Source organism: Mycoplana azooxidifex, from assembly GCF_014196765.1.
GTDB lineage: Bacteria > Pseudomonadota > Alphaproteobacteria > Rhizobiales > Rhizobiaceae > Mycoplana > Mycoplana azooxidifex.
The window spans coordinates 406,388-426,122 of record NZ_JACIEE010000001.1 but is presented as its reverse complement, the minus strand read 5'-3'; the positions used below and the strand labels follow the sequence as shown (position 1 = coordinate 426,122).

The 19,735-nt window shown below is 65.2% G+C and carries 20 protein-coding genes and 2 pseudogenes; 10 read left to right on the top strand and 12 right to left on the bottom strand.

Annotated elements, in window-relative coordinates:
• Nucleotides 1–8 precede the first annotated feature (8 nt).
• From GGQ64_RS02035 to gltS, 3 genes are all read right to left on the bottom strand, one after another.
• Entirely contained in the window at nt 9–290 is a 282-nt protein-coding gene (locus GGQ64_RS02035; RefSeq protein WP_183798327.1) for a DUF2934 domain-containing protein, read from the bottom strand.
• Nucleotides 291–399: 109 nt separating this feature from the next.
• Nucleotides 400–657 carry a hypothetical protein gene (locus tag GGQ64_RS02030; protein WP_183798325.1) on the bottom strand — a complete coding sequence of 86 codons (258 nt, stop codon included), beginning with the start codon at nt 655–657 and terminating at the stop codon, nt 400–402.
• Nucleotides 658–787: 130 nt separating this feature from the next.
• Nucleotides 788–1,993 (bottom strand): sodium/glutamate symporter, encoded by a 1,206-nt coding sequence (gltS, locus tag GGQ64_RS02025; RefSeq protein WP_183798323.1) that lies wholly within the window; start codon nt 1,991–1,993, stop codon nt 788–790.
• Nucleotides 1,994–2,248: 255 nt separating this feature from the next.
• Between gltS and GGQ64_RS02020 the strand changes: the two genes are divergently transcribed.
• Nucleotides 2,249–2,770, top strand: coding sequence for a BA14K family protein (locus GGQ64_RS02020; protein ID WP_183798321.1), 522 nt, complete (start codon nt 2,249–2,251; stop codon nt 2,768–2,770).
• Nucleotides 2,771–2,986: 216 nt separating this feature from the next.
• Here GGQ64_RS02020 and GGQ64_RS02015 read toward each other — a convergent pair whose 3' ends face one another.
• The 4 genes and pseudogenes from GGQ64_RS02015 to GGQ64_RS28280 all read right to left on the bottom strand — a co-directional run.
• Nucleotides 2,987–3,877 carry an NAD-dependent epimerase/dehydratase family protein gene (locus GGQ64_RS02015; RefSeq protein WP_183798319.1) on the bottom strand — a complete coding sequence of 297 codons (891 nt, stop codon included), beginning with the start codon at nt 3,875–3,877 and terminating at the stop codon, nt 2,987–2,989.
• A gap of 150 nt (nt 3,878–4,027) precedes the next feature.
• On the bottom strand, nt 4,028–5,020 hold the full coding sequence (locus GGQ64_RS02010) for a substrate-binding domain-containing protein (RefSeq protein WP_183798317.1): 993 nt from the start codon (nt 5,018–5,020) through the stop codon (nt 4,028–4,030).
• 49 nt (nt 5,021–5,069) lie between these two features.
• Nucleotides 5,070–5,240, bottom strand: a pseudogene (locus GGQ64_RS02005) (NAD-dependent epimerase/dehydratase family protein); the annotation flags it as partial.
• A pseudogene (locus tag GGQ64_RS28280) lies at nt 5,233–5,346 on the bottom strand (NAD-dependent epimerase/dehydratase family protein); the annotation flags it as partial. The pseudogenes GGQ64_RS02005 and GGQ64_RS28280, both read right to left, overlap by 8 nt.
• 247 nt (nt 5,347–5,593) lie before the next feature.
• Here GGQ64_RS28280 and GGQ64_RS02000 point away from each other — a divergent pair.
• Nucleotides 5,594–6,337 carry an ATP-binding cassette domain-containing protein gene (locus tag GGQ64_RS02000; RefSeq protein ID WP_246422281.1) on the top strand — a complete coding sequence of 248 codons (744 nt, stop codon included), beginning with the start codon at nt 5,594–5,596 and terminating at the stop codon, nt 6,335–6,337.
• A 49-nt stretch (nt 6,338–6,386) separates the two neighbouring features.
• The gene (locus tag GGQ64_RS01995; protein ID WP_183798313.1) at nt 6,387–7,385 is read left to right on the top strand and encodes an ABC transporter permease; all 999 of its coding nucleotides are present in this window, start codon (nt 6,387–6,389) and stop codon (nt 7,383–7,385) included.
• A gap of 20 nt (nt 7,386–7,405) precedes the next feature.
• On the opposite strand, the gene GGQ64_RS01990 is transcribed toward GGQ64_RS01995, so the two are convergent.
• Nucleotides 7,406–8,053, bottom strand: coding sequence for a TetR/AcrR family transcriptional regulator (locus tag GGQ64_RS01990; protein ID WP_183798311.1), 648 nt, complete (start codon nt 8,051–8,053; stop codon nt 7,406–7,408).
• A 267-nt stretch (nt 8,054–8,320) separates the two neighbouring features.
• Between GGQ64_RS01990 and GGQ64_RS01985 the strand changes: the two genes are divergently transcribed.
• The 4 genes from GGQ64_RS01985 (at nt 8,321) to GGQ64_RS01970 (ending at nt 12,191) form a co-directional block, all read left to right on the top strand.
• Nucleotides 8,321–8,884 carry a TRAP transporter small permease gene (locus tag GGQ64_RS01985; protein WP_183798309.1) on the top strand — a complete coding sequence of 188 codons (564 nt, stop codon included), beginning with the start codon at nt 8,321–8,323 and terminating at the stop codon, nt 8,882–8,884.
• 10 nt (nt 8,885–8,894) lie between these two features.
• On the top strand, nt 8,895–10,175 hold the full coding sequence (locus GGQ64_RS01980) for a TRAP transporter large permease subunit (protein ID WP_183798307.1): 1,281 nt from the start codon (nt 8,895–8,897) through the stop codon (nt 10,173–10,175).
• Nucleotides 10,176–10,251: 76 nt separating this feature from the next.
• Nucleotides 10,252–11,268: a TRAP transporter substrate-binding protein gene (locus tag GGQ64_RS01975; protein WP_183798305.1), complete on the top strand. Its 1,017-nt coding sequence runs from the start codon at nt 10,252–10,254 to the stop codon at nt 11,266–11,268.
• A gap of 62 nt (nt 11,269–11,330) precedes the next feature.
• A complete protein-coding gene (locus GGQ64_RS01970) occupies nt 11,331–12,191 on the top strand; it encodes a shikimate dehydrogenase (protein WP_183798303.1) in 861 nt (286 codons plus the stop codon).
• Nucleotides 12,192–12,217: 26 nt separating this feature from the next.
• On the opposite strand, the gene GGQ64_RS01965 is transcribed toward GGQ64_RS01970, so the two are convergent.
• Both GGQ64_RS01965 and GGQ64_RS01960 read right to left on the bottom strand, forming a co-directional pair.
• The gene (locus GGQ64_RS01965) at nt 12,218–12,808 is read right to left on the bottom strand and encodes a DedA family protein (protein ID WP_183798301.1); all 591 of its coding nucleotides are present in this window, start codon (nt 12,806–12,808) and stop codon (nt 12,218–12,220) included.
• Between the two features lie 51 nt (nt 12,809–12,859).
• On the bottom strand, nt 12,860–14,020 hold the full coding sequence (locus GGQ64_RS01960) for a calcium:cation antiporter (RefSeq protein WP_183799112.1): 1,161 nt from the start codon (nt 14,018–14,020) through the stop codon (nt 12,860–12,862).
• 234 nt (nt 14,021–14,254) lie between these two features.
• Between GGQ64_RS01960 and GGQ64_RS01955 the strand changes: the two genes are divergently transcribed.
• Both GGQ64_RS01955 and GGQ64_RS01950 read left to right on the top strand, forming a co-directional pair.
• Nucleotides 14,255–14,617: a hypothetical protein gene (locus tag GGQ64_RS01955; RefSeq protein ID WP_183798299.1), complete on the top strand. Its 363-nt coding sequence runs from the start codon at nt 14,255–14,257 to the stop codon at nt 14,615–14,617.
• 29 nt (nt 14,618–14,646) lie between these two features.
• Complete coding sequence (locus GGQ64_RS01950) at nt 14,647–16,596, top strand: pyrroloquinoline quinone-dependent dehydrogenase (protein ID WP_246422234.1); 1,950 nt, start codon at nt 14,647–14,649, stop codon at nt 16,594–16,596.
• A gap of 113 nt (nt 16,597–16,709) precedes the next feature.
• Here GGQ64_RS01950 and lhgO read toward each other — a convergent pair whose 3' ends face one another.
• Complete coding sequence (gene lhgO / locus GGQ64_RS01945; RefSeq protein ID WP_183798295.1) at nt 16,710–17,897, bottom strand: L-2-hydroxyglutarate oxidase; 1,188 nt, start codon at nt 17,895–17,897, stop codon at nt 16,710–16,712.
• A gap of 95 nt (nt 17,898–17,992) precedes the next feature.
• Nucleotides 17,993–18,349 (bottom strand): YbaN family protein, encoded by a 357-nt coding sequence (locus GGQ64_RS01940; RefSeq protein WP_183799109.1) that lies wholly within the window; start codon nt 18,347–18,349, stop codon nt 17,993–17,995.
• Between the two features lie 264 nt (nt 18,350–18,613).
• On the opposite strand from GGQ64_RS01940, the gene GGQ64_RS01935 reads away from it, so the two are divergent.
• Nucleotides 18,614–19,735, top strand: coding sequence for an efflux RND transporter periplasmic adaptor subunit (locus tag GGQ64_RS01935; protein ID WP_183798293.1), 1,122 nt, complete (start codon nt 18,614–18,616; stop codon nt 19,733–19,735).

Here is a 19,735-nt window from a genome sequence, read left to right as displayed (position 1 = left end):
CTTTTGCGCTACGGTTGCTCGCGCGTTCCGGGGGCGGCTTCGCGCTGGTCGGCGTCTTCCAGGTCCGTCTTGACGATGTAGGCGTCGGTGTGTTGCCGGGCGGCCTCGCGCAGAGCCTGGAGATTCGGCACGTCGTCGCCTTCGATCTCACCTTCGCCCTGGTCAATTTCGCGGGCGGCCAGTTCGCGTTCGGCCTGGGCCCAGTGCTCGAGCTCGCGACCCAGCGGACGGCCTTCGCGGTCCCAGATCTCATAGGCGCGTTCGCGGATTTTCTGTTCATGGTCTTGCATGACGATCCCTCCAGATTTGCAGATTGCGATGGGCCAGATAGTAGAACGCCCAGATTGCAGAAACGAGAAGGCGAGGCGGGTTGTTCCCCCGGAGGCTCACCTGCCCTGGCTAGGAGCGCTCCTTGAACGACGGTATCAGCAATGCCCTGATCAGGTTGGGATCATGCTGTCCCTGGGCGTAGAGGCGAACGAGCGCGCGCCCGAGGATGCGGGCCCTTTCGCAGTCGATCGCCAAGTGGCACTCATCACGGCAGTCGTCGAAGAGTTCCTGGAGCCGGTTCAGGTCGTCTGGACCGAACTGCGTCTCAAACTCGCGACCGCCCGGAAACATGGGGTACCCGGCGGCGTCGTAGTGCATGCTTGCCATCTCGCTCCGTCCTGTTGACGACATCAGAATGGCGGCAGTGTGCGCCTTCACGTTCGGCGGCGCCACTAACCAAGGCATGCGCTTGGCTGCAGTTCTGCGACGCGTGGATCCGGCGGCCGGGGCGCTTCGCTTATCGGACCATGAAGCCGATGACCAGCGCGTTGGCGATGTCGATGAAGAAGGCGGAGACGAGCGGCAGGATGATGAAGGCGGTCGGCGCTGGCCCATGGGCCTTGGTGACGGCGGTCATGTTGGCGATCGCCGTCGGGGTGGCGCCGAGGCTGATCCCGCTGAAGCCGGCCGAGATGACAGCAGCCTGGTAGTCGCGGCCCATGGCCGGAAACACGATGAAGATCATGTACAGCACGGCTACGATCGTCTGGACGCCGAGGACGATGACGAGCGCCGGCCCGAGGCCGCCCAGCGTCCACAGTTGCATGCTCATCAGCGACATGGCCAGGAAGATGTTCAGCGACAGGTCCGAGACGAGCGCAAGCGAGCGCGAGCGCGACGGCCAGAACATATGCGGGAAGACGCGGGGGATGGTGTTGGTCATGACGATGGCGACCAGCAGGCAGACGACGAAGAGCGGCAGCTTGATGCCCGTCTCCGCGACGATTTCGTCGAGCGCGAAGCCGATCAGGATCGCCACGTTGAGGATCAGCACCGTCCGCAGCAGGTTGACGTGGTTGATGCTGCTTTCGCGCTGCGTCGCCGACTTGTCGGGCAGGCCGATGCTCGGGGGCTCGGCCGGCTGGCCGCTGAGATGATGGCGGTTGATCAGCACGCGGGCGACCGGGCCGCCGACGAGGCTGGCGATGACGAGGCCGAGCGTCGCCGAGGCGATGCCGATCTCCAGGGCGTTGCCGAGGCCGAAGCGGTTGGCGATGAGGGGAGCCCAGGCGATCGTGGTGCCGTGGCCGCCGATCAGCGAGACCGAGCCGAGCAGGGCGGCAATGCCCTCCGGCAGGTCCAGCGCCGCTGCGCTTGCGACCGCGATCAGGTTCTGCAGGAGAAGGTAGGTCAGGGTCAGCACCAGCAGGATGACGAGCGGTTTGCCGCCCGCCCTGAGGTCGCTGAAGCGGGCGTTCAGGCCGATGCCGGTGAAGAAATAGAGGAGCAGCATGTCGCGGGCAGCGAGATCGAAGACGATCTCGGCGTCGAAGAAGCGATAAGCGGAAAGCGTGAGCAGTGCTGCCACCAGGCCGCCGGTCACGGCCTCGGGTATATTCCAGCGCTTGAGCGGGGCCAGGGTCCTGTTGAGGCCGGAGCCTATGAAGAACACGACGATGGCGATGGTAAAGGTCACGAAGCCCGGTATCTGGATCGTCGTCATCCGTCGGTCGTCTCCCGATGGCCGGCATCACGCAACCGGCGTTGCCTCGCACGCGTCAGAGTTACACCGGGACGGGCATTCGGTCTAGGCGACGGCGACTACGGGTAGTGTGAGTTTGAATTTTGCGCGTGAAAGCGCGCCCGCTGCCCGTGCGTTGGCCATATGCCCGGCCTTCACAATGTCGTTACCCCCATGCTGCGGCGGCACAATTTGCCGTATGATGCGTTTGCCTTTTCGAAAGGCAAGGTGACGCACATGAAGATGCTCGCAATCATTGGGCTTTCGCTGGCGACTGCCGTCTCGGGCGTCCTGCCGGCGCAGGCGTTTCCCTCGTTTTCCGGTCCCCGGATAGACGCATCCGATGTCGTTCAGGTCAGGGAGAAGTGGCGGGGGCACGGCAGTCGGCACTGGCGCGGTGGCGATGGTTGGCGCAACGGCGGATACCGCTATGGCCGCCGCTACGGTTCCTATAACGGCCGCTATTATCGACCGTCCTACGGGCGCTATTATCGTCCCAACTACGGGGGCTACTATCGTCCGTACTACGGGGGCGGCTACTATCGCGGCTACGACGACTTCGGCGCGGCTCTCGGCGGTTTTGCCGCCGGAGCGATCATTGGCGGACTGGCCGCGCAGCCGCGTTACTACGCCCCGCGCTACTATGGCGGCAACGGCCATGTGAGCTGGTGCTATTCACGCTACCGGTCCTACCGGGCATATGACAACACGTTCCAGCCCTATTACGGCCCGCGCCGGGTTTGCGTCTCGCCATACTGATGGCGGCTGACAAGATGACGGGCAGGGCGTCGTTCCGGCGCCGCTGCCTGCCTCGTCCATCGCATGAAGGAAGTCGCGCGACTCCTTGAAGTTGCGCGAGAGAGCGTGATCGACCATCGGTCAGAGCGGTCGCCGCATCCGGTCGGTCAGAGCGGTCGCCGCATCCGGGGAAGGCGCCCGTCGCCGTCTGCCTTGGCGGCGGCTGCGGCGCGCTGCCTAGGTCACGTAGTTCCGCCAGCTGTGCTCGGGGCGGAAGCCCAGCATGTCCCTCGCCTTTTTGTTGGACAGGAGCGTCTCGAACTCGCCGAGCTCGCGTTTGAGCGGCACGCCGGGATAGAAGCGGTCGAGAAGCTCGCGCGTCGGCAGGTCGGAGGAGGTCTCGTCGTTGACGGCGTTGAAGACCTGGTAGCCCAGACCGTTGGTCTCGATCGCGCGGGCGGTGATCTGCCCGAGATCGCGCGCATCGACATAGCTCCAGGCAATGCGCTTGCGGAAGCCGGGATCGGCGAACCATTTCGGAAACAGCTCGTATTCGTGCGGCTCGATCACGTTGCCGATCCGCAGCGCGTAGATGTCGATGCCGCTCCTGAGCGCGAAGGCGCGCGCCGTCTTCTCGTTGACGACCTTGGACAGCGCGTAGCTGTCCATCGGGTCGACGTCGTAGTCCTCGTCCAGGGGGAAGTAGGCGGGGTCGCGCGGTTCGTTGGCGAAGACAAGGCCGTAGGTCGTTTCGCTGGAGGCGATCACGACTTTGCGGATGCCGAGCTTCACCGCCGCCTCGATGACGTTGTAGGTGCCGAGCGCGTTGATGCGGAACAGCTCGCTGTCGGGCGTGATCATGATGCGCGGGATCGCTGCGAAATGAACGACGGCATCGACGGGCTGCGGCCGCAGCGAGGGGTCGAATTCGTGCAGGCCCATGTAGCTCGACAGCGCATTGAAGACCTGGCCGCTGTCGGTGATGTCGGTGATCAGGGTGCGCACGCTCGGGTTGTCGAGCGGCCGGGTATCGAGGTTGAGGACCTGGTAGCCCTGGTCGACGAGGTAGCGGACGACATGCCGTCCCGCCTTGCCGCTTCCCCCGGTAAACATGACCCGCTTTGCCATCAAATCTCTCCCGCTTCATGCGCCGGTTGCCGGAACCGGACGTCTCCTCGCGCAGCACTGCCTCCGCGCCCGCCGCCACAGGAGAGCATAAACGCGTCGAGGGCAAGCCGGAAGATCGGGGCGTCGCAAGCACGACGCCCCGAAGGGTCGCTATTTCTGGATGCAGGTATCTGCGGTGTCCTTGGTGCATTCGTCGAGGCCGGTGAAGACCGGGTCCTCCACCGCCTTGCCCTCGATCAGGTCGATCATCACCGACGGGGCCTTGTAGCCCATCTCGAACGGCCGCTGGCCGACCAGTGCGGTGACGAGGCCTTCCTTGGCGATCGCCACTTCCTCGCCGATCGTGTCGGCGGCGCCGATGACGAACTCGTTGGCTGCGATCTTGTCAGCCAGGGGCTTGAACAGGTCGCGGTAGGGCTGCGGGGCGCCGAACAGCGGCCAGCCGCCCATGATGCCGAAGGCGTCAAGATCGGGGTTGGCGGCGAGGATGTCGGTCATCGCCTGAACGCCCTTGGCGCCATCGTCATTGGTGAAGACCGGGCAACCGGCGACCTCCGTCCACCCGCCTTCGCCCTTGAGCTCCGTCAGTCCCTTCTGGCCGGTCAGCGCGTCGCGCATGCCCTGGGCCCGGCGCAGGATGTTGTCGGCCCCTGGATTGCCCTCGATCGTGCAGATCTCGCCGCCGTCCGGCTTGCCCTTCTTGATGTATTCGCCGATGCGGAAGCCCATGAGGTAGTTGTCGGTGCCGAGATAGGTCTTGCGCAAAGCGGAGTCCTCGGCGGCGAGATCGGCGTCGAGCGTCATGACGGGGACCGTCGGATTGGCGGTCTTGATCGTCTGGGCGATCAGCTTCGCGTTCGACGGCGAGATCGCGATGGCGACGGTGCTCGCCTTGCCGAGCATGTCCTGGACGATCTGCGCTTCGCCTGCCTCGTCCGAAGTCGAGGCCGGACCAGTGTAGAAGCACTCGTATTCGGAGCTGGCGTTTTCGCTGTTCCACTTCTGGCAACCCTGGTTGATCGCCTCGAAGAACGGGTTGTCGAGCCCCTTCACCACGATCACCAACTGCTTCTTTTCCTGTGCCCCGGCCTGACTGGCCGCAAGGGCCAGCGCCGCGACTGCAAGCAACAATGCTTTCCTCATCTGTTTTCCTCCCGTTGAACTAGGCGGGTCTGACGTGCCCGCCAGGCGATCAACCCGGGTACCAGAGGATGCGAGGGTCGGTCTTCGAGCGCTCGTATCGCCAGGCCGAGTCAATGAGCATTTCGAGGTCGTATCGCGGGCGCCAGTCCAGTAGCAGCCAGTCCAGCAGGGCCTTCGCCTTGCTGTTGTCCATCCAGTTGGAGTGGTCGCTGCTGGCTATGGCAGAGCGCGCGGATACGCGCTTCGGCAAAACGCGGCGCGTCGAGCAGGTCCGCGATGAAATGCTGCCCGACCTTGCCCGTGGGTCCAGTCACAAGGATCAGCATGCTCTCCCTCCAGCTACAGCTAATATCCGCTGGCTCCGGGCGTCAACACGTATTTGTCATACTTATAATAATTTAATAATTGCCGCGCGCGACGCTGTTGCGCGACGTACGTCATTGACGGTTTTGCAAGCGTTTGCGTAAATATGCCGATCGCTTCCGGGGAGGAACGCAGGAAGCGAGATCGCCAGGCAAGTCCGGACGCGTAGCCCGGCCGGCCGGCGAACCACAGTTTCCGGGAGGAAGTCCGCTGGTGGCCGCACTCGAGCTCACCAACATCTCCAAGCATTTCGGGGCCATCCAGGCCGTCAACGACGTGTCGTTTTCGCTCGACGCGGGCGAGGTGCTCGGACTAATGGGCGACAACGGCGCCGGCAAGTCGACGCTGGTGAAGATGATCGCCGGCAATTTCCGGCCGAGCAGCGGCGCAATCGCGCTGGCGGGGCAGGAGATCGTGCTGCACAAGCCGCTGGATGCGCGCCGGCATGGCATCGAGATCGTCCACCAGGACCTGGCGCTCTGCGACAACCTGACGGCGGCGGCGAACGTGTTCCTCGGCCGCGAGCTGCGCCGAGGCTTCGGTCCCGTGAGCATTCTCGACTATCGCTCGATGTATCAGCATGCAGGGGCGCTGTTCCGCGAGCTGAAATCCGAAACACGGCCGCGCGATCTGGTCCGGCAGATGTCCGGCGGGCAGCGCCAGGCGGTGGCGATCGCGCGGACCATGCTGTCGAAGGCCCGGATCGTGCTGATGGATGAGCCGACCGCGGCGATATCGGTGCGCCAGGTGGCGGAGGTGCTGAACCACATCCGGCACCTGCGCGACCGGGGCATCGCGGTCATCCTGATCAGCCACCGGATGCCCGACGTCTTTTCGGTCGCCGATCGGGTCGTGGTGATGCGGCGGGGGCGGAAGGTCGCGGACAAGCCGATCGCCCGCAGTTCGCCGGAAGAGGTGACCGGGCTGATCACCGGCGCCATCGAGATGGTATAATGAACCGCTTGCCCGGAGCAGGAACCAGTGCAAGGAAACGAGGTCGCGGATGGCTGTTACCCTAGACCAGACCATCGAGCAGAAGCAGAAGACGGTATGGGCGTCCATCCTCGGGCACCAGACCTTCTGGGTGCTGGTCGCCGTCATCCTCGCCTGCATCTTCCTGTCGTTTGCGACCGATGCGTTCGCCACGTCGAAGAACCTCTACAACATCACCCGCAACGTCACCTTCGTCGCCATCATCGCGCTCGGCATGACGCTGGTGATCATCACCGGGGGCATCGACCTCTCGGTCGGCTCGGTGCTGTGCCTGTGCAGCATGATCCTGGCCGTGGTGATGAATGCGGGCTACAGCATCGAGGTCGGCATAGCGGCGTCGATTGCAACAGCGCTCGCGATCGGGGCCTTCAACGGCGCACTGATCGCCTATCTCGGCTTTCCGCCCTTCGTCGTCACGCTCGGGATGCTCTCGGTGGCGCGCAGCCTGGCGATGGTCGCGTCGAACAATACGGTCGTGTTCCAGTTCGGACCCGACCATGACAAGCTGCTCGCGCTTGGCGGCGGCGCGTGGCTGTTCGGCATCGCCAACCCGGTGCTCTACATGATCGTGCTCGCGCTCCTGACCGGCTTCGTGCTGCGCTGGACGCGCTTCGGGCGCTACCTCTTCGCCATCGGCGGCAACGAGCACGCCGCCACGCTGACCGGCGTGCCGGTCAAGCGGATCAAGGTCGTGGTCTACATGATCTCGGCGCTGTCGGCGGGGATCGCCGGCATCATCCAGACCGGCTGGCTCGGCGCGGTCACCACCAATATCGGCGCGGGGATGGAACTGCAGGTGATCGCCGCGGCGGTCATCGGCGGTGCCAACCTCGCCGGCGGGGTGGGAACGGCGCTCGGCGCGCTGGTCGGGGCGGCGCTGATCGAGATTATCCGCAACAGCCTCGGCCTTCTCGGCATCAACGCCTTCTGGCAGGGAACCTTCATCGGCGGGGCGACGATCCTGGCCGTCCTGTTCGACCGGATCCGCAATTTCAGGCAGAGCGAGTAGAAAAGGCGGGGTCCCGGCGATCAGCCGGCCGGATCCCTCAGATAGCTGATCACCGCGTCGGCGATCATTCCCTTGTGGCGCGTCATCGTTTCCTTGTCGGAGAGGTCGCGCCGGAAGATCGTGCCGAACGTGTAGCGGTTGGAAACGCGGAAGAAGCAGAAGGCGCTGATCAGCATGTGCACGTCGATCGGATCGGCCTTGCGGCGAAAGGCGCCGCTGGCATGGCCGCGTTCGAGGATCCCGGCGATCGTCTCGATGACGGAGACGTTGAGGTCGCGGATCGCCTCGGACCGCAGCATGTGGGCTGCGTGGTGGATGTTTTCGATGCTGACGAGCCGGACGAAGTCCGGGTTCGCCTCGTCGTGCTCGAAAGTGGTGGAGATCAGCGTCCTGAGCGCTTCCTCCGGCTCGAGATTCGACAGCCGCAGATCTGCCTCGAGCGTGCGGATCTTGCGGTAGGAGCGCTCGAGCACGGAAAGGTACAGGCCCTCCTTGCTGCCGAAATAATAGTAGATCATGCGCTTGGAGGTGCGGGTGCGCTCGGCGATGGCGTCGACCCGCGCTCCCGCCAGCCCATGGGTCGCGAACTCCTCGGTGGCGACGATCAGGATGTCCTCGCGCGTGCGTTGCGGATCGTTCTTCCTGCCGTTCTCGGATCGCGGAGCCATTTCGTCTTCGTCTCCCAAAGTGTCGTTCGGGAAGGCATTTTCGCCCTTCCATTCCGCCGGACGAGACTCTCCTCCCGATCCTTCCCCAATTTCTATTGGGCGACGCGCTTCGTTTCAAGACTTGCCGCTTGACTTCCTAACTAGTTCGTACATTTTTGACGAAGCGCATGAAAGCTTGGAGGAGTGACCAGCGCGGGTGCATTCTCGGGATCGTCCCGGCCGCAGTGCCGTGACAGTCACGAAACGCGATACGCCTGGGGAGGGGCTATGACCAAGATAATCGATTTCTGCTTTTTCCTGTTGAAGGCGGCGATCGCGCTTCTGCTGCTGACGATGGTCATCCTCGTCTTCGGCAATGTCGTGCTGCGCTACGCCTTCAACACCGGCATCACCTTCTCCGAAGAACTCTCGCGCATGTGCTTCGTGTGGTTGACCTTCCTGGGCGCCGTCGTCGCGATGCGCGAGCATGCCCATCTCGGCATGGATGCGCTGCTTGCCCGGCTGCCGCCGGCGGGCGCACGGCTTGCGGCGCTCACCGGGCAGGCGCTGGTGCTGTGGGCCACATGGCTGATGATCAGCGGCAGCTGGACGCAGACGCTGATCAACTGGCACGTCTCCGCGCCCGCTACCGGCATCTCCATGGGCCTCTTCTACGGTGCGGGCCTCGCGTTCGGCATCCCGGCCGCGCTGATCGTGCTCTGGGACATGTTTGCGATCCTCACCGGGCGGCTGGACGTCCAGTCCGGCGGACTGGTCCAGGAGAGCGAGGACGAGGCGGGGCATGTCGCCCATGCGACGCCCGAACTCTCCAATCCCGCGATGAAGCACTGAGGGCGGCGCGATGACGGTTACGATCTTTCTCGGTGCCCTTCTCGGACCCATGGCGCTCGGCGTTCCGATCGCCTTCGCCCTGATCATCAGCGGTGTTGCGCTGATGATGTATCTCGGCCTGTTCGACGCGCAGATCGTCGCGCAGAACGTGCTGAACGGCGCGGACAGCTTCCCGCTGATGGCCGTCCCGTTCTTCATGCTGGCCGGCGAGGTGATGAATGTCGGCGGCCTGTCGCGGCGCATCGTCAACCTGGCGATGGTCATGGTCGGTCATATCCGCGGCGGACTCGGGTTCGTCGCGATCTTCGCCGCCTGCGTCATGGCGAGCCTTTCGGGTTCGGCCGTGGCGGACGCGGCGGCCCTCGGCGCGCTGTTGCTGCCGATGATGATGAAGTCCGGCCACGACCCGGCACGAGCCGGCGGCCTGATTGCTTCGGCCTCGATCATCGCGCCGATCATTCCGCCGTCGATCGGCTTCATCCTCTATGGTGTCGTCGGTGGCGTCTCGATCACCAAGCTCTTCCTCGCCGGCATCTTTCCTGGGCTCTTGATCGCGGCGTCGCTCTGCGTCACCTGGCTGATCGTGTCGCGCAAGGAGCAGTTCCAACTGCCGCCGCGGCAGAGTGGCGCGGTCCGCTGGAAGGCCTTCGTCGAAAGTATCTGGGCGCTGCTTCTGCCGCTCATCATCATCGTCGGGCTGAAATTCGGCGTGTTCACGCCGACCGAAGCGGGCGTCGTGGCCGCCGTCTACTCGCTGTTCGTGTCGATGGTGATCTACCGCGAACTGCCGCCTTCAAAGCTGTTCGAGGTCTTCGTGTCGGCTGCCAGGATCACATCCGTCGTGATGTTCCTGGTCGCCTGCGCCGCGGTGTCGGCCTGGCTGATCACGGTCGCCGACGTGCCCGGCGAACTGGCCCGATTGCTCGAACCGCTGATGGGCAACCAGACGCTGCTCTTGTTTGCCATCATGGTCCTGGTGGTTGCCGTCGGTACCGCCATGGACATGACGCCGACCATTCTGATCATGACACCGGTGCTGATGCCGATCATCAAGCAGGCGGGCATAGACCCGGTCTACTTCGGCGTTCTCTTCATCATCAACAATTCGATCGGGTTGATCACGCCGCCGGTGGGCACGGTGCTCAACGTCATCTGCGGCGTGTCGAAGCTGAAGATGGAACAGCTGATGAAGGGCGTCATGCCGTTCCTGATCGCCGAACTCATCGTCCTTTTCCTGCTTGTCCTGTTCCCGCAGCTGGTGACCGTGCCGGCTGCCTGGTTCGGGCGCTAGGGACTGGTCGCGTCCGTCTTCGAGCGGACATTCAACGGGCACCAGCGGGGCGCTGGGCCATACTTGGGAGGAAAGCATGTTCAATAGGTTGATGAAAGTTGCGCTCGGCGTTGCCTTGCCCATCGCGATCCTGGCCGGTTCGCCGGCTGTGGCCGAAATCCGCGAACACCAGCTGAAGTTCGCCTCGGCCAACAACAAGGGTCACCCGCAGGTCACCGGCATGGAGAAGTTCGCCGAACTGATCGCCGAGAAGAGCGGTGGCAAGATCGAGGTCAAGCTGTTCCCGGGCGGCGTGCTCGGCGGCGACGTGCAGACCGTGTCGGCCCTGCAGGGCGGGGTGATCGAGATGACGGTGCTCAACGCCGGCATCCTGGCCAGCAACGTCAAGCAGTTCGGCGCGGTCGACCTGCCGTTCCTGTTCGGCAGCGGCGAGGAGGCCGACAAGGTCATGGACGGTGCCTTCGGCACGAGCCTGCTGGAGCTTCTGCCCGATACCGGACTGGTCGGGCTCGGCTACTGGGAGCTCGGCTTCCGCAACCTGACCAACAACCGGCATGCGGTGACGAAGCTGGAGGACATCCAGGGCCTGAAGATCCGCACGATCCAGTCGCCGATCCCGATCGAGCTGTTCAACGCGCTCGGCGCCAATGCCGTGCCGCTGCCCTACACCGAACTCTATACCGCTCTCGAAACCGGAACGGTGGACGGCCAGGAGAACCCGGCCGCCAACATCATCAATGCCAAGTTCTACGAAGTACAGAAGTACATGACGGTGACGCGGCATCAGTACAATCCGCAGATCGTCCTGGTCAGCAAAAAATTCTGGGACGGCCTCAACGACGAGGAGAAGGCTGTGTTCCAGGCTGCCGCGGACGAGGCGCGCGACTACCAGCGCAAGGTCTCGCGCGAGTTCGACGCCAAGGCCATCGCCGACATCAAGGCGACGGGCATGCAAGTCGACGAGCTTTCGCCGGAGGAGACGCAGAAACTGCGCGATGCGGTGAAGCCGCTGATCGACAAGTTCAGCGCCGAGATCGGTCCTGAAACCGTCGCAGCGCTGTTCAAGGAACTGGAAACCGTTCGCGGCAACTGAGGCCGCTGCCGGCCCGTAGGCGGACCGCGGGCCGGCTCTTTTCTTGCGATGAAGGCACACAGATGGCCGAAACACTGCTGAAACCGATCAGGGCCGGCCTGATAGGCGCCGGTATCCAGGCGTCGTTGACGCCGGCGATGCACATGCGGGAAGGCTCCGCGCAGGGGCTCGCCTATGAATACGAGCTGATCGATCTGAACGAGATCGGCGCCTCGGCCGACGACCTGCCGCAGCTTCTGACCGATGCCGAGGACCGTGGGCTCGGTGGCCTCAACATAACCCATCCCTGCAAGCAGGCGGTGATCCCCTATCTCGACGAGCTTTCGGGCGAGGCGCGGGACCTGCGCGCCGTCAATACCGTCGTGCTGAAGAACGGGCGACGCTACGGCCACAACACCGACTGGTGGGGCTTTGCGGAGAGCTTCCGCCGCGGTCTGCCGAACGCCGGCCTCGGCGCGGTCGTTCAACTGGGCGCAGGCGGCGCGGGTGTCGCGACCGCCTATGCCATCCTCTCCATGGGCGCGCGTTCGCTTGTCGTGTTCGATCGCGAGCAGGAGCGGGCCGACGAGCTCGCCCTTGGCATGGCGACCCTTTTTCCCGAGGCCACGATCGAGGCCGGCACCGACCTCGAAGCGGCGATGAAGGCTGCCGGCGGACTGGTGCACGCCACGCCGACCGGCATGGCGAAATATCCCGGCCTGCCGCTGAAGGCCTCCACGCTCGAGGCGCGCCACTGGGTCGCGGAAATCGTCTATTTTCCGCTGGAGACCGCGCTGTTGAAGGAGGCGCGGCAGCGGGGCTGCCGGACGCTCGACGGCGGCGGCATGGCGGTGTTCCAGGCGGTCGGGGCGTTTCGGCTCTTCACCGGGCTGGAGCCGAGTTCGGAGCGGATGCTGGCGCATTTCCGCGCGATGACCGCCTGACGATGACAACCTGACGGGGCTCCTGGTCAGGCCCGCCTGCCGGCGAGCCCATGGTACAGCCTGGCAAGGCGCTTGCGGAAGACGAGGCCGAGAACCAGCAGCAGGACGCAGGGGACGATGGCCGCGGCAATCAGATGGTGCGGCAGCGGGAGCCGGCCGAACAGTTGCTCGACACCCTCGCCGAAGAAATAGCCGATGGCGGTGAACAGCGGTCCCCAGACGGCTGCCGCAACGGCATTCAGAAGCACGAACTTCGCCGTCGGGATCTGTGTTGCGCCGATCGCGATCGGGCTGATCGTGCGCAGGCCGTAGATGAAGCGGAAGGCGAAGACGAAGCCGGTCGGATGGCGTTCCAGCAGGTGCTGGACGGAGGCTACGGCGGGCTTTGCCAGCATCCTGCCGACGAACCGGTTGGAGCGCATGTGGCGGCCGGCGAAGAAGAACATCTGGTCGGCGAGGAAGGATCCGAGCGTGGCGGCCGCCGCCACCGACCAGAACGGCAACAGCGCACGATGCGCCAGGACGCCGCCGAGGACGACCGCCGTCTCGCCCTCTATCCCCGCGCCGAGAAACACGGCCAGCGCACCATAACGTTCGATCAGGACTTCGATGGACAATTTTCGGGTCTCCGCGGGAGGATCAGGTGCGGCAATGCGCTCATCACCCGGTCATCCCTCCACGATCAAGAGCAGATAGGTGAAGAAGAGCATCAGGTGCACGAAGCCCTGCATCACGTTGGTCCGTCCGCTGGCGAAAGTGATCATGCTGACGGCGAGGGTGAGCACCAGCAGGATCGTTTCCGTCCGGCCGAGGCCGAGGACGATGGAATGACCGCTGAGGTGGCTGATCGCCAGCATGGCAGGGATCGTGAGTCCGATCGTGGACAGTACCGAGCCCAGGAAGATGTTGACCGAGCGTTGCAGGTGGTCGGCGATCGCTGCGCGCACGGCGCTGATGGATTCGGGCGTGGCGACGAGGACGGCCATGACGACGCCGCCGAGCGCCATGGGCGCGCGCAGGGTCTCGACGACGTAGTCGATCGGCCTTGCCAGGTGATCAACCAGATAGACGACCGGCACCATGTAGGCGAACAGCAGCGCGGCATGCAGGATCAGCGGCTGCCCGGAGGGCCGGTGCTCCGGCGTGGGGGCCGGGGTGTGTGTGGTCGCGTGCGACGGGTGATGATTGGTGAAGAAGAGCTTGTGCCGGCCCGTCTGCAGCATGAGGAAGACGGCATAGAGGCCGATCGACATGAAGATGAGGATGGCCTCATGCGCGCTGGAGATCGCCGGTCCGGACGGCGTCGGCTCGTACTCCGGCAGGATCAGGCTCAACGTCGCCAGCGGCACGATCAGGCCGAGATAGGCGTTGGCGCCTTGCAGGTTGTGGCGCTGTTGCGGGCGGCGCCAGGCGCCCAGGAGCAGCGACAGGCCGACCATGCCGTTGAGGATGATCATGACGACGGCAAAGAGCGTGTCGCGCACAAGGGTCGGATTGTTGTCGCCGTGGAACATGACGGCGGAGATGGCGACGACTTCTATAGCCGTGATCGTCAGCGTCAGGATGAGCGTGCCATAGGGCTCGCCCAGGCGTTCGGCCAGTTCGTCGGCATGCCGCACGACCGAGAGCGCGGCCATCAGGATGACGCCGAAGAGCCAGGCGAAGAGCACGGCCAGCAGGACCGGATTGCCCAGGCCGGAGGAGAGGCGGTCGCCATAGGCGACGAAGGCCAGCATCGTCAGCACCGCGACCGGCAGGGTGCGTTCCTTGCGGACAAGGCCGGCAATACCCGGCCGCTCCTTGCGGAGGGCGTCGCCGACCGGGTCCATGGTGTCGGGATCGGTCATGATGAGCTGCCGGTCCTTGGTGAAAGGGGTTGCGAACCATTCTGCTGAGGCCGTCCGGCGCGGTCAATCTCTGCCTGCGCTGCATTGCGCCCCCGCTCCGGCCGGTCGACCTTCGCGGCGCGATTGCCCCGCCAAAGGGATACACGGTGAAGGGGTGGCCCGCCAGCGGGGAGTATGGTAGTTTCCCCATACATCATCGGGCTTTGGGGGAAGCTTATGAGGCGTGCGGGTGCCGGACTGATCGCGATCGGATCTGCGGTGGGGCTCGCGATCTCGCTCTACAACTACATCATGCCGATGAACCTGCTGGAGCCGGACAGCAGCGTCACGGGCACGGCCGGCGCCCTTCTGGTCGTCGCCTCTTCGGCCATTATCCTGCTTGCCGCGCTCGTGCTGGCAGCCGGGACAGGCGGGCGGGCGCTGCGGGCGTTCCTCATCGCAGGCTGCCTCGTCGGCGTGCTCGGCACCGGCTTTGCCGCCTATCTCCTCGACACCCTGCCGCTCCTGATCGCGATGGCGGTCTGCATGATCGGCTGGCTGGCGATGTTCGCAATGCGCAGACATTCCTATTCCGCATGAAATCCAGAGATTCCAATCCGGTGGTGCGCATGAGACCGCTTCTACGCCTGATCGTCCTGTCGGCCGCTCTTGTCGCCTGCGCCGGGGGCGCGGCACAAGCGCAGGAAGCGACCTGGCCCACCTTCAACGGCGATCTGGGGGCGCAGAAATATTCGCCCTTGGCGCAGATCACGCCGGAGAACGTCGGCCACCTCAAGGTCGCCTGGGAAGTCCACACCGGCGACGTCTCTTCCGGCGGGCCGCCGCCCGGCGGGTTTCACATCCGGCCGGAGAGTGCCAGCGCCAGCGCCGGCACGCCGCCTACGGTGTGGTCGGCCACGCCGCTCTTCGTCAACGAGACGCTCTACCTCGGCACGCCGTTCTACCGCATCTTCGCGCTCGAGCCGGATACGGGCCGGGTGAAATGGACCTATGAGAGCAAGGCGGTGCTGGAGGCGCTGACGCAGCCCGACCTGAAGAACCGCGGCGTCGCCTACTGGCAGGCGGCGCTGCCGGTCGCCGACCAGCCGTGCCAGAAGCGCGTCTACATCGGCACCATGGACGCCAAGCTGCATGCGGTCGACGCCGACACCGGCAAGGCCTGCGCCGACTTCGGCAACGACGGCATCGTCGATGTCGACCAGTGGAACGTCGAGAACGCCAAGTGGCCGTTGTCGATCCTTCAGCCGCCGACCGTCTATGGCGACCTTCTGTTCGTCGGCTGGGCGGGCAAGGACTGGGCCGAGGCGCAGGCGCCGCCCGGCACCGTCTTTGCGCTCGACGCCCGCACCGGTGCCTTGCGCTGGACGTTCCATGCGCTGGATCCTGCCGCGGCGGCGCAGAGCGGCACCGGAAACGTCTGGGCGAGCATGTCGGTCGATACCGAGCGGGGGCTGCTCTACCTGCCGGTCAGTTCGCCGAGCCCGAATTTCTTCGGCGGCAACCGGCTGGAGCCGGTTCCGCTCGCAACCTCCGTGACGGCGCTGAGGGCGGAGACGGGCGAGGTGGTCTGGACCCGACAGCTCGTCCATCACGACCTCTGGGACCTCGACACGAATTCCGCGCCGACGCTCGTCGACATCCAGAAGGACGGGCTGACCATTCCGGCGCTGGTGCAGACCTCCAAGCAGGGCTTCCTCTACGTGCTCAACCGGGAGACGGGAGAGCCGGTCTATCCGATCGAGGAGCGCCCGGTGCCGGCCTCGACCATCCCCGGCGAGAAGGCCGCTCCGACCCAACCCTATGTCGCGCTGCCCGGAGCGGTGGTCGCGGATACCTGGCCGGGCGTCTCCACGCTCGCGGATGCGGTCAGCTTCGGCTATTGCAGCCGGACGGCTGCGAGCCTGCGCGACGAGGGGCGGTTCACGCCGCCGAGCCTGGAAGGCTCGCTCGTCTATCCCGGCACGATCGGCGGCGTCGAATGGGGCGGCGGGGCGGTGGATCCGAGAAGCGGCATCTTCGTTGTGAACTATTCGAGCGCCGTCCAGATCTACAAGCTGATTCCGCGGTCGAACTACGACGCCGCGGCAAAGGCGGGCTCGGAAACCGGTGGCTTCTTTCCGATGAGCGGCGCGCCCTACGGCATCCAGCTCCTGACGTTCCTCAATCCGCTCGGCATGCCCTGCTGGAAGCCGCCCTACGGCTCGATCGCGGCCTATGACCTGAAGACGGGCGCCCAACTTTGGGACGTTCCCTTCGGTCAAGTGCAGCGCTTCGGCTTCTACATGCCCGAATCCTGGGGCTCTATCACCATCGGCGGACCCGTCGTCACCGCCAGCGGACTGGTCTTCATCGGCGCCTCGATGGATTCGCGCGTCCGGGCGCTCGATATCAAGACCGGAAAGGTGCTCTGGAAGGCCCTGGTGGACGCACCTGCCGTCGCCCTGCCGGCGGTCTACGAATACAAGGGCAAGCAGTATGTGGTCTGGGCGGCCGGCGGAAACTCGATCCTGACGCCGAAGGTGAGCGACCAGATCGTCGCCTTCAGCCTGCCGGACTAGAGCATGTCTCCCGAAAGTGGGAGCCGGTTTCGGGATAAAGACATGCGTTAAAACAACGGCCTGAAGCGCCAAAAGCGAATCCGAAGGATCGCGACGCGCTTTAAGACGGGCGATCACGCCGACAGCCGGTCGACGATCATGTCGGCGATCGGGATGGCGGAGGTCGCGGCCGGCGAGGGGGCGTTGCAGACGTGCAGCATGCGGTCCGTGCCGGCAAACAGGAAGTCGTGCACCAGTGTGCCGTCGCGCCTGACGGCCTGCGCGCGGATGCCGGCCGCATGGGGGAGCAGGTCGGAGAGCGAAAGGCTCGGGCAGTATTTTCGGCATTCCTCCAGGTATCCGCGCTTCCACAGCGAGTTGCGCAGCTCCGTCAGGGCCGATTTCCGGTTTTTCAGCACCGTCCTCCAGAAGCCCGGAAAGGATGCGTAGTCGGCGACGTCTCGCGGGGCGAGCGACAGGCGCGGGTAGCCTTCGCGGGCAAAGCCGATGACGGCGTTCGGGCCGACGGTGACGCTGCCGTCGATCATCCGCGTCAGGTGGATTCCGAGGAAGGGCAGGTCGGGGTCGGGGATCGGGTAGATCAGATGGCGGACGATGCCGTTCTTCTCGGCCGGCAGCCGGTAGTATTCGCCGCGGAACGGGACGATGCGGTGGTCGATGGGCAGGCCGGCCAACACCGCCAGCCGGTCCGACTGGAGGCCGGCGCAGACGACGAGCTTTCGCGCCTGCCAGCTTGATCCCTCCGAGGCGATGGTGACGCCGTCGACAGCCTCGGAAATGGCGGTGACGCGCGTGCCGAGGCGCAACTCGCCGCCCAGCGCGGCAATGACGCGCCCCATCGCGCGGCAGACCTCGCCGTAGCCGACGATGCCGGTCGAGGGCACGAGCAGGGCGCCGAGCCCGGTGATGCTCGGTTCGCGCTCGCGCAATTCGCCCTGGCTGATTTGTCGGACCTCGATCGCATTCGATTTCGAGCGCTCGAACAGCGCTTCCATCCGCTTGACTTCCAGCGGGCTGGTCGCGACCAGCAGCTTGCCGCAGACCTCGAAAGGGATGCCGTGCGCGCCGCAGAACTCCTTCGTCGCCTGCGCGCCCTTGCGGCAGAGCTCGGCCTTCAGGCTGCCGGGCGGATAATAGATGCCGGCATGGATCACGCCGCTGTTGTGGCCGGTCTGGTGCCGGCCGAGATCGTCCTCCTTCTCGAGGAGGAGCAGGCTCGCGCCCGGATGCCGCTGCAGAAGCCGCATCGCCGTTGCCAGGCCGACGATGCCGCCGCCGATGACGCAATAGTCGTAGTGCATGTCCTGCCAGTTCCTCCGGTCCGCCTTGGCGGCAGCATATCCGAAACGCGGCCGTGTGCGAGAGCCGTCCTTCGGCGGATGCCAACAGGTTCGGCTCAGGTGTTCGGGCGGGTGAGGATGAAGAGGACGGGGAGCGCCATAAAGGCAGCGACGATCGCAGCCGTCGATCCGCCGGGGGCGCGGGCATAGAGGAACACGGCGAAGCTGGCTGCGATCATGGCGATCGCCATCGCCTTGGCGCGCGGGGCGATCGCGCCGTTTTCCCGCCAGCGGCGGATGGGGTCGCCGAAGACGGGATGATCGAGAAGCCACCGTTCGAACCGTGGCGAGGAGCGGGCGAAAAGGCCGGCGGCCAGCAGCAGGAAGGGGGTGGTCGGCAGCAGCGGAAGGAAGATGCCGACGACACCGACCGCGACCATGAGCCAGCCGAGGCAGAAGCAGAGGATGCGCAGGGGCTGTTTCATCGGGGTTCCGTAACGAGGCTCCGTGGGGCAGGGCCGGGAAAGGTGCTGACTGGCGGTGACAGGCGATGGTGTTGATACCATGGTTGCAGGAAAACCGACAGTTGCAGGAAAGCCGCACCCGGGGCCGGTTTCGCGGCTGCGCACGGAAAACGTGTGGGCGGACAAGGGGATGGCTTCCCAAGTCGCCGGGCAGTGACTAGTCTGTCACGAGCTATCAGGTAAACGTGTTGGTGTCGGGCAGGAGGATGTCGCATGCGAGTTCCGGGAGTTCTCACGAGCGTCGTTTTCCTCAGTCTTTCCTGCGCGGCATTGTCTGTCGCGCAGGCGCAGCAGGCGCCCGCGGCGGCACCGGCGCCGGCCGTCGTCGTGGCGCCGGCCAAGATCATGGATTTGCGTGAAAGCGTCGATCTCACGGGACGGCTGGTGGCGACGCAGAAGATCGACATCAGGGCCCGTGTCTCCGGGTTCCTCGAAAAGCGGAATTTCACGGAAGGGCAGAAGGTGACGGCCGGAACCGTTCTCTACGAGGTGGAGGAAGGATCCTACCAGGCGGCGGTGCAGGAGATCGACGGCCAGATTCAGGCCGCCGAGGCGCAGCGCGACCTGGCCGTGATCGAGCTCAACCGCTCCAACCGGCTGCTCACCAGCAATACGGTGGCGCAGTCGCAGGTCGACATCGCCAATGCGCAGGTGAAGAAGGCCGAGGCGGACCTCGTCCGGCTCGGCGGCAGCAGGGAGCAGGCGGCGCTGAACCTGTCCTACACGAAGATCACCGCACCGTTCGACGGCGTGGTCGGCCTTTCCACGGTCGATGTCGGCGCTCTCGTCGGGCCGGACACAGGCGCGCTCACGACGCTGACGCGGCTTGACCCGATCTATGCGGAATTCTCGGTCGCGACGTCGCTTTACATGACTTACCGCGAGCAGGTGCGCGCCGGGCAGATCAGCGCCGGCGCCAATATCCGCATCATTCTGCCGAACGGCACCGAGTATCCCGAAAAGGGGACGATCAACTTCGTTTCCAGCAATGTTTCGCAAGGGACCGACACCGTGACGGTGCGGGCCGAGTTCGCCAATACCGACGGCCTCCTGCTCGACGGCACGTTGGTGCGCGTCGAGCTGGAGCAGTCCAACCAGCAGGACGTCCTGGCGATCCCGCAGCAGGCGGTGCAGCGCGACCAGCAGGGCGCTTTCGTGATGGTCGTCGGCGCGGACTCCAAGGTCGAGCTCCGGCGGATCGACATCGCGCGGTCCTCGCGTGGGCAGTCGGTCGTGGCCTCGGGGCTGAAGGAAGGAGACATGGTCATCACCGACGGCATCGGCAAGGTCCGGCCGGGGATGGTGGTGGATGCGGCTCCGGCAGCGGGTGGCTGA